The organism is Burkholderia sp. E168m23, assembly GCF_016586125.1.
Taxonomy (GTDB): Bacteria; Pseudomonadota; Gammaproteobacteria; order Burkholderiales; family Burkholderiaceae; genus Burkholderia; species Burkholderia orbicola.
The window spans coordinates 1-3,506 of record NZ_BCPP01000775.1; the positions used below are offsets into that span (position 1 = coordinate 1).

At 69.1% G+C, this 3,506-nt stretch carries 4 protein-coding genes; all 4 read right to left on the minus strand.

The features are described 5' to 3' along the window. Nucleotides 1-12: 12 nt before the first annotated feature. A complete protein-coding gene (locus JMF90_RS29345; RefSeq protein ID WP_006476892.1) occupies nt 13-246 on the minus strand; it encodes a Fis family transcriptional regulator in 234 nt (77 codons plus the stop codon). Further along, nucleotides 243-1,310 (minus strand): tRNA dihydrouridine synthase DusB, encoded by a 1,068-nt coding sequence (gene dusB, locus JMF90_RS29350; protein ID WP_006476891.1) that lies wholly within the window; start codon nt 1,308-1,310, stop codon nt 243-245. Before dusB ends, JMF90_RS29345 begins: the two co-directional genes overlap by 4 nt. 137 nt (nt 1,311-1,447) lie before the next feature. Beyond that, nucleotides 1,448-2,635, minus strand: a complete 1,188-nt coding sequence (locus tag JMF90_RS29355) for a UbiH/UbiF/VisC/COQ6 family ubiquinone biosynthesis hydroxylase (RefSeq protein ID WP_078040665.1) — start codon at nt 2,633-2,635, stop codon at nt 1,448-1,450. Between the two features lie 37 nt (nt 2,636-2,672). Next, a partial coding sequence (locus JMF90_RS29360; protein WP_201325771.1) for a M24B family metallopeptidase occupies nt 2,673-3,506 on the minus strand: 834 nt, incomplete at its 5' end.

The window sequence follows — 3,506 nt, forward strand, 5'->3', positions numbered from 1 at the left end:
CGGGACGGCCGCCTACAGCAGGCCGTGCTGCTGCAGCTTCTTGCGCAGCGTATTGCGATTGATGCCGAGGTACTCGGCGGCGAGCGACTGGTTGCCGCCGGCCTGTACGAGCACGACCTCGAGCATCGGCTTTTCGACGCAGGACATCACCATTTCATAGACGTCGTGCGGATTGGAGCCGTCTAGATCCCGGAAATAAACGTCCAGGCTCTCGCGGACACATTGTTCGATGTTGTGCTTGCTCATGCTGCTAACTGGTTATGGTCGTCCGACTCGCCCTGGCTGTTCTCCGCTTCGTCATCGACGTAGACGAGGTGGTCCGACAGCGCCTTTTGCGCTTCGAAGAAAGCATTGACGGCGGCGAGCTGCTCGCGGGTGGAATCGAGCGTGTTCATTCGGTGCCGGAACCCGTTGGCACCGGAAAGGCCGCGAGTGTACCAGCCGATGTGCTTGCGCGCAGTACGCACACCGGTGAATTCGCCATAGAAAGCGTAGTGGTCTTCCAGGTGTTCGTTCATCACGTGCTGGATCTCGTCGATCCGCGGCGGGGGCAGCAGCTCGCCGGTTTGCAGGAAATGATCGATTTCGCGGAACAGCCACGGCCGGCCTTGCGCGGCACGACCGATCATCAGCGCGTCGGCGCCGGTTGCATCGAGCACGGCCTTCGCCTTGGCGGGCGACGTAATGTCGCCGTTCGCGACGACCGGAATCCGCACGGCCGCCTTCACGGCCGCGATGGTGTCGTACTCGGCGTCGCCGCGGTAGAGGTCGGCGCGCGTGCGGCCATGCACGGTGAGCATCGAGATGCCGGCCGCTTCGGCCAGGCGCGCGACCGTGATCGCGTTCTTGTGCTCGCGGTCCCAGCCGGTGCGGATCTTCAGCGTGACGGGCACCGCATCGGGCCCCGTGCCGACCGCCGCGACGACCGCCTCGACGATCCGCTGCACGAGCGGCTCGTTCTGCAGCAGCGCGGAGCCGGCCGCGACGTTGCAGACCTTCTTCGCCGGGCAGCCCATGTTGATGTCGATGATCTGCGCGCCGTTGTCGACGTTGTAGCGGGCCGCTTCGGCCATCATCGCCGGATCGGCGCCGGCGATCTGCACCGCGATCGGCTCGACTTCGCCTTCGTGGTTCGCGCGCCGCATCGTCTTCGCGCTCTTCCACAGCTGCGCGTTGGACGCGACCATCTCGGACACGGCGTAACCGGCCCCCAGCCGCTTGCACAGCTGGCGGAACGGACGATCCGTCACCCCGGCCATCGGGGCGACGAACAGGTTGTTACGCAATACGTGAGGGCCGATAACGGGCATCGCAATGGCACCGCCCACGACAAGCGCGGGCAGGGGAAGGGAAGACGGAAAACGGGCATTTTACCGTATTCCCACGCCCCGCCGATTTGACCCGGTTTGCCTGGTTTGCCCGAAGAGGCCGTGCGGTGCGCCGCGTGTCAGTTGCGCTGGCCGAACATCATCTGGCGCGCGATCACCTTTTTAAGCGGCGGCACGAATTCGAGCGCGGTGAGCGCCGCGCCGCGCAGCAGCGGAAGCAGGCCCGCGTCGATCGTAAACAGGCGCGCGAGCGTGTCGGTCGCGCCGATCGTGAGGCGCCGGTCGAGCGCGCGGCGCGCGTTGAAGGTCGCGAGCGCGGTCGCTTCGAAGCCTTGCGCGGACAGCGTGTCGACGAGCGTGTGCGCGTCGCGCAGCCCGAGGTTGAGCCCCTGCCCCGCAACCGGGTGCAGCGTCTGCGCGGCATTGCCGACGATCGCGATGCGGCCGCTGACGAGCGTCTGCGCCGCGTTCAGGCCGAGCGGGAACGACGCGCGCCCGGTGATCGCGACGAATTCGCCCATGCGCTCGCCGAACACGCTGCCGAGCTCGCGCAGGAACGCGTCGTCGGGCAGCGCGGCACGTCGCGCCGCTTCGTCGGGCGTACAGCACCAGACGAGCGAGTAGTCGGCCTGGCGCGGCCCGCCGAGCGGCAGCAGCGCGAGCGGGCCTTCGTGCGTGAAGCGTTCCCACGCGACGTTCGGGCGCGGCGCCGATACCGTGACCGTGCCGACGAGCGCGGTCTGCCCGTAGTCGCGGCGATGTTTGCCCGCGTCGGCCTGCTGTTCATGGAACAGCCCGCCTTCGGCATTGATGACGATGCGCGCGCGCAGCGTGCGCCCGCCTTGCGGGCCGTCGAGCGTCAGCGTGACGCCGTCGGCATCCTGCTGCGGCGTGTGCGCGGTGGTCGACGTGAGCCAGTCGACCCGCGTGCCGCGCACGGCGCCCGCGAGCGCCTGCACGATCGAGCCGTAGCGCACGACGTAGCCGAGCGCGGCGAGCGCGTGTTCGTCGCGGTCGATCAGCGTGCGGCCGAAATGGCCGCGCTGCGATACGTGGATATGTTCGATCGGCGTGGCGTCGGCAGGCCACGCGAGCGTGTCGAGCAGCACGCGGCTGCCGTGCGATACGGCGATCGCGCGCGGGTCGTTCGCGCTCGCGGCCGGTTCGCGCGCATCGATCAGCGCGATCGATGCGTGCCGCGTCGCGCTGCGGCGCGCGAGCCAGCCGGCGAGCGCGAGCCCGACGGGGCCGGCGCCGACGATGGCGAGATCGTAATCCGGCGTGGCCGGGGAGGAAGCGGTCGTCATCTTGATTCGTGAAACGGAGGTAACGGTCGGCGGCCGGTCATGCGTCCGCGCGCATCAGCGCCTCGATCTCGTCGGCCGCGACCGGCACGCCGCGCGTGATCAGCTCGCAGCCGTGCTCGCGTACGATCGCATCGTCCTCGATGCGGATGCCGATGTTCCAGTACTCGGGCGGCACGTCGTCGGCCGCGCGCACGTACAGGCCGGGCTCGACGGTGAGCGTCATGCCGGGTTTCAGCGTGCGCCACGGCAGCGCGCCGTTGGCGTCGCGCGCGGCGAGCCGCTCGCGGTAGTCGCCGCAGTCGTGCACGTCCATCCCGAGCCAGTGGCCGGTGCGGTGCATGTAGAAGCGCGTGTACGCGCGCTCGGCGATCACGTCGTCGACGTTCGAGAAGCGCGTTTTCGGGATGATGCCGGTGTCGAGCAGCCCCTGCGCGAGCACGCGTACGGCCGCGTCGTGCGGCGCCTCGAACGGCACGCCCGCGCGTGTCGCGTCGATCGCGGCCTGCTGCGCGGCGAGCACGATGTCGTACAGCGTGCGCTGCGCGGGCGAGAAGCGGCCGTTGGCCGGGAACGTGCGCGTGATGTCCGACGCATAGCCGTCGAGTTCGCACGCGGCGTCGATCAGGATCAGGTCGCCGTCCCGCGCGGCCGCGTTGCCGGCCGGATAGTGCAGCACGCACGCATTCGCGCCGGCCGCGACGATCGAGCCGTACGCGGGTGCCTGCGCGCCGTGCTTGCGGAACAGGTACAGCAGTTCGGCCTCGAGTTCGTATTCGCGGATGCCCGGGCGGCACACCTGCATCGCGCGGCGGTGCGCGAGCGCGGAGATGTGCGCGGCGCGCATCATGATCGCGAGTTCGTGTTCGTCCTT